The sequence below is a fragment of the Streptomyces prasinopilosus genome, from assembly GCF_001419695.1.
Lineage (GTDB): Bacteria > Actinomycetota > Actinomycetes > Streptomycetales > Streptomycetaceae > Streptomyces > Streptomyces prasinopilosus.
This window is the reverse complement of record NZ_LIRG01000259.1, coordinates 1-5,700: the sequence shown is the minus strand read 5'-3', so window position 1 is coordinate 5,700 and position 5,700 is coordinate 1. Positions and strand designations below refer to the sequence as shown.

Annotated in this window: 6 protein-coding genes; all 6 read left to right on the top strand. The window is 72.2% G+C overall.

The features are described 5' to 3' along the window. Positions 1 to 24 precede the first annotated feature (24 nt). Positions 25 to 864: a DUF881 domain-containing protein gene (locus tag AOK18_RS12215; protein ID WP_079104975.1), complete on the top strand. Its 840-nt coding sequence runs from the start codon at positions 25 to 27 to the stop codon at positions 862 to 864. A gap of 61 nt (positions 865 to 925) precedes the next feature. After that, the gene (locus AOK18_RS30780) at positions 926 to 1,873 is read left to right on the top strand and encodes an FHA domain-containing protein (RefSeq protein ID WP_074994543.1); all 948 of its coding nucleotides are present in this window, start codon (positions 926 to 928) and stop codon (positions 1,871 to 1,873) included. Positions 1,874 to 1,919: 46 nt separating this feature from the next. Continuing rightward, entirely contained in the window at positions 1,920 to 2,663 is a 744-nt protein-coding gene (ftsR, locus tag AOK18_RS12205) for a transcriptional regulator FtsR (RefSeq protein ID WP_055694350.1), read from the top strand. A gap of 76 nt (positions 2,664 to 2,739) precedes the next feature. Continuing rightward, entirely contained in the window at positions 2,740 to 3,213 is a 474-nt protein-coding gene (locus AOK18_RS12200) for a bifunctional nuclease family protein (protein ID WP_003988851.1), read from the top strand. Between the two features lie 217 nt (positions 3,214 to 3,430). After that, on the top strand, positions 3,431 to 4,117 hold the full coding sequence (locus AOK18_RS12195; RefSeq protein ID WP_074994545.1) for a MerR family transcriptional regulator: 687 nt from the start codon (positions 3,431 to 3,433) through the stop codon (positions 4,115 to 4,117). A 124-nt stretch (positions 4,118 to 4,241) separates the two neighbouring features. Beyond that, a partial coding sequence (locus tag AOK18_RS12190) for a DNA polymerase IV (RefSeq protein WP_107100346.1) occupies positions 4,242 to 5,700 on the top strand: 1,459 nt, incomplete at its 3' end.

Sequence of the window (5,700 nt, the reverse complement as noted above, 5' to 3'; positions counted from 1 at the left end):
GTCCCGGCCCCGCCCCCAGCCGCCGTGCCGCGCCCCGCAGGGGCGGTCGACGGCGGTCTCCGGAAGGAACTGCCCGACGAGGTGCCCGCGAGCGCCCCCGCGTCCGCGCGGGAGGCGCCGCCGGAGCGTCCGGGATCCGATCTGTCCGGACGGCAGCGGCTGCTGAAAGGCCTGTGGCCGCCGCGGATCACCCGGGCCCAACTCATCGTCGCGCTCCTGCTGTTCGGCCTGGGCTTCGGCCTGGCCGTCCAGGTGGCCTCGAACAGCGAGGGCGACAGTGCCCTGCGCGGCGCTCGCCAGGAGGATCTCGTCCGCATCCTCGATGAACTCGACGACCGCACAGAGCGTCTTCAGGACGAGAAGCAAGGACTCGAGGAGCAGCGCGAGGAACTCGAGAACAGCTCGGACCAGGCCGAGGAGGCCCGGCGGCAGACCCTCGAGAGGGAACGCCAACTCGGCATTCTGGCGGGCACGGTGGCCGCACAGGGGCCCGGCATCACGTTGGTCGTCGAGGACCCGAAGGGGATGGTCGAGTCGAACATGCTGCTCGACGCGGTCCAGGAGCTGCGCGCGGCCGGCGCCGAAGCCATTCAGGTGAACGGCGTGCGGGTCGTGGCGGGCACCTACCTGTCGGATTCCGGCGACGGAGTGAGCGTCGACGGGAACAAGATCACCGCCCCCTATCGTTTCAAGGTCATCGGCAAGCCGCAGGACCTGGAGCCGGCGCTCAACATCCCCGGAGGAGTCGTGCAGACTCTTGAGAAGGAACAGGCCACCGCCTCGGTGGAGCGATCCACCAAGATCGTCGTGGATGCCTTGCGACCGGCGGAGCAGCCTGGCTACGCTCGGTCGTCCTCGCAGTGAACCGGGGGTGCGTGGAGGGTGACCGGCGAGGGCAGGAGGTTGCGGGGGGTCGGCGCACCGAATGGGCGGTGCGTGGTGGAAACTGTCTGGTGGATACGGACGTTGTGAAGGTGTCCGGGTCGGCCAGTGTGTTCAGTCAGGGTTCGTCCTGCCCCACGGGCGGGTCTGTTTCGGTCAAGGGGAATCGCCCGTGAAGTTGTTTGGGAAGTTGTTCGGCAAGAGCGCGCGAGAAGGCCGCGACAATGCGACCGCTCGGCATCGCGCACAGCCCGACGCGGAGGCGTCGCGTCCGCTGTACCGGGATCAGGTCGGCGGCCCGGGTGAGGACGCCGCGGGAGGCCGGGGCGCTGCCTCGGTTGACCCTGCGCAGTCGAGCGGCATAGGTTTCGGGCAACCGCCGGCCTCAGGCACGGGCGGAGGGTTCTCCGACCCGTACGCGCCCCAGGCCCCCGGTGGACAGGAGGGCCCGTCCATGTCGGCCTTGGTCTGTACCAGATGCGGTAACCGCAACGCGGAGAACAGCCGCTTCTGCTCGAACTGCGGAGCCCCGCTCAAGCCCGGAGCCGTCCCGGAGCGTCCCTCCGAGACGACGTCCACCATCTCCATCTCCGGTCTCGAGGCGTACGACGCCGAGGTCACCGGTCAGACGCAGGTGCCGACGCTGTCCCCGGAGGCGCAGGCGGCCGTCGACGCGCTGCCGATGGGGTCGGCGCTCCTGATCGTGCGCCGCGGGCCGAACTCGGGCAGCCGCTTCCTGCTGGACGGCGATCTGACCACGGCCGGGCGCCACCCGCAGAGCGACATCTTCCTGGACGACGTGACGGTCTCCCGTCGGCACGTGGAGTTCCGACGCGGCCAGGACGGTTCGTTCACCGTGGCCGACGTGGGCAGCCTGAACGGCACGTACGTCAACCGGGAGCGGATCGACCAGGTCGGTCTGTCGAACGGCGACGAGGTGCAGATCGGCAAGTACCGGCTGGTCTTCTACGCGAGCCAGCGGGGCTACTGACCCTCCCCGGACTCCGTCCGGGGCACCCTGACCCCAGGGAAGGTCCATGCTTCATACACCGAGCGGCGGTACCGGGCACGGTACCGCCGCCGCGGAAACTGGACTGATGAGCATCGGCGCGGTGCTGAGCGCACTGCGCGAGGAGTTCCCCGAAGTCACCATCTCCAAGATCCGCTTCCTGGAGTCGGAGGGGCTCGTCGAGCCGCGGCGGACCCCTTCGGGGTACCGCAAGTTCAGCGCCGGGGACGTGGAGCGTCTCGGCCACGTCCTGAGGATGCAGCGGGACCACTACCTGCCGCTCAAGGTGATCCGCGAGCACCTGGACGCCATGGAGCGCGGCGAGGGCGTCCCGCTCCCGGCGCTGTCCCGGCCTCGGGACGGGGAAGCCGGTCCCGACCCGTCCGCCGACCCGCCCGCGACAGCGGCCCGGATCGGGCGGGCGCAGCTGCTGGCGGCGGCCGGCGTCGACCAGCAGCAGCTCGCGGAATGGGAGTCGTACGGGCTGCTCGCGCCGGTCGGGGACGAGGTGTACGACGCCGGGGCGGTCACCGTCGCGGGCCTCATCACCGAACTGGGACGGTTCGGGATCGAGCCGCGGCACCTGAGGGCGATGAAGGCCGCCGCCGACCGGGAGGCCGGGCTGGTCGACCAGGTCGTCGCCCCGCTCAGGCGGCACCGCAACCCGCAGACCAGGGCGCACGCGGAGGCGCGTGCCAGGGAACTCGCCGGCCTCACGGTGAAGCTGCACGCCGCGCTGGTGAGCGCGGCCCTCGGGGTGCGGCTGCCCTGAGCGAGGAGGGCCCGGATCGGCCGCCCGATGCGGGCCCGACTACCCAAACGTCCCGGGCACGGCCTAGGGTTGCTGTGTGAACGAGCTCGATGTCGTAGGTGTCCGGGTCGAAATGCCCTCGAACCAACCGATCGTGCTGCTGCGTGAAGTGGGAGGCGACCGGTACCTCCCCATCTGGATCGGTCCGGGGGAGGCGACGGCCATCGCCTTCGCCCAGCAGGGCATGGCTCCCGCGCGCCCGCTGACCCACGACCTCTTCAAGGACGTGCTGGAAGCAGTCGGCCAGGAGCTCACGGAAGTGCGCATCACAGACCTGCGTGAGGGCGTCTTCTACGCGGAGCTGGTCTTCGCCAGCGGCGTCGAGGTGAGTGCCCGGCCGTCCGACGCGATAGCGCTGGCGCTGCGCACGGGTACGCCGATCTACGGCAGCGACACGGTGCTGGACGACGCGGGGATCGCCATCCCGGACGAGCAGGAGGACGAGGTGGAGAAGTTCCGCGAGTTCCTCGACCAGATCTCGCCGGAGGACTTCGGCTCCAGCAGCCAGTGAGGGACGGCGGCCGTCGCGCCGGATGCCGCCCGGAAACCGGGGTGCGCGAGCGCCTCACCGGCCCGTGTGGAGGGCATTCGGCTAGCCTTTCCCCGCGGTGGGGCACGGGAAACCACTCTTAGGGTGATTATCACTCGGCGTGCCGAGTGTGGCGATCGTTGACGCACCCTTGGTGACTGCCTACCGTCGAGGAGGCGGGTCAAGGACGGAGGTCGGCGTGAGAAGCACCGGCGACGGTACGGCTGGGGGTGCCCCCGGACATGGTCTCGGGGTAAGCGGTCCGTACCCTCCCCCAGGCTCTCAGCTCCGCGCGAGCGGGGCGTATGCCCATCACGGCAGCGCGGCCGATCCTGCTCCGCAGCGACCGGCGGCCGTGCCGAGCAGCGGAGGGGCGGCGACGTCCATGGCGTCCGAGGAGATCGGCTACCGGGGCCCGACGGCCTGCGCGGCCGCCGGCATCACCTACCGGCAACTGGACTACTGGGCTCGCACGGGGCTGGTCGAGCCGAGTGTGCGGCCCGCCCACGGCTCGGGGACACAGCGGCTGTACAGCTTCCGGGACGTCGTCGTCCTGAAGATCGTCAAGCGGTTCCTGGACACCGGCGTCTCGCTCCAGAACATCCGGACCACCGTCCAGCACCTGCGGGAGGGGGGCTTCCGCGACCTGGAGCGCATGACGCTGATGAGCGACGGCGCCACGGTCTACGAGTGCGCCACGCCCGACGAGGTCCACGCCCTGCTCCAGGGCGGCCAGGGGATCTTCGGAATCGCCGTGGGCGTGGTGTGGCGGGACGTCGAGAGCGCGCTGTCGCAGCTGCACGGGGAGCGCGTCGACACCGGGGAGACGCTGATCGGCCCCAACCCGGCGGACGAGCTGGCGAGGCGGCGCAACCGCGCCGTCTGAACCGCCGGCCCGCGAGAGCCGCCCGTGCTCGCGGGCGGTCCGCGAGGACGCGCCGTCCGGTCCGCCGGAACGGCGGCGGCACGCGCGGCGCGGCATGTCAGTGGCATAGGGCACCATCGGGGGCGTGAGAACCGCACCCACCGTCCTGCACCTCGACATGGACGCCTTCTTCGCCTCGGTGGAGCAGGCGTCCAAGCCGAGCCTGCGCGGCAAGGCCGTGGTCGTGGGCGGGCTCGGGCCGCGCGGTGTGGTCGCCACCGCCTCGTACGAGGCCCGGGTCTTCGGTGTCCGTTCGGCGCTGCCCATGGCGCAGGCACGGCGGCTCGCGCCGAACGCGGCGTACCTCGTGCCCCGCTTCGCTTTCTACCGGTCGATCAGCGAGCGGGTGATGGAGCTGCTGCGGGCGTTGTCACCCCTGGTGGAACCGCTGAGCCTGGACGAGGCGTTCGTGGACCTGGAGGCCGGAGGGGCGGCCTGGGACGAGCGGTCCGCCCGGCAGGCCGGCGCGAAGCTGCGCGCGGACATACGGGCGGTCACGGGGCTCACCGGATCGGTGGGGCTGGCGGCCTCCAAGATGCTGGCGAAGATCGCCTCGGAGCGGGCCAAGCCGGACGGGCTGGTGCTGATCGAGCCGGGGACCGAGCAGGCCCTGCTGGCGCCGCTGTCGGTCCGGACCCTGCCGGGTGTCGGGCCGGCCACCGGCGACCACCTGCGACGGGTCGGCCTCCACACGGTCGGGGACCTCGCCGAGGCGGGGGAGGACGAGCTGGTGCGCCTCCTCGGCAAGGCACACGGGCATGCCCTGTACGCCATGTCCCTGGCGAGGGACGACCGGTCCGTGGTGGCCGAGCGGGAGGCGAAGTCGGTGTCGGTCGAGGACACCTACGACGTGGACATCCACGACCGGGTGCGGGTCGGTGCGGAGGTGGGACGCCTCGCGGACCGCTGCGTGCGCCGGCTGAGGACGGCGGGGCTGTCGGGACGGACCATCGTGCTCAAGGTGCGGCGGTACGACTTCTCCACGCTCACCCGCTCCGAGACCCTGCGGGGGCCCACGGACGATCCGGCGGTGGTGCGCGAGGCGGCGGCACGGCTGCTGGACTCGGTCGACACGACGGGCGGCGTGCGGCTGCTGGGCGTGGGGGTCAGCGGGCTCGCCGACTACACGCAGGAGGACCTGTTCGCGCAGGCGGCGGGGGAGCGGCGGAAGGAGCTGCCCGGGGAGGAGGCGGAGGCGGCGGCGTCCGTGGAGGAACGGCCGCAGGCGGGTGCCGAGCGCCGCTGGCCGGCCGGACACGACGTGCGGCACAGCGAGTACGGTCACGGCTGGGTCCAGGGCAGCGGCCTCGGGCGGGTCACGGTGCGGTTCGAGACGCCCTGGTCGGCGCCGGGGCGGGTGAGGACCTTCCGGACCGACGACCGGGCCCTGCACCCCGCGGATCCGCTGCCCCTGACGGAGCGGGGGCCCGGGGACGGCGAGGACAGCGGGGACGGCGAAGGGGATCCGAGCGGCCAGAACGGCCGGGGCGGTGACGGCCGGGACGCCGGGGGCACCCGCGGCGGCGGACCCCGGGACGGCCGGG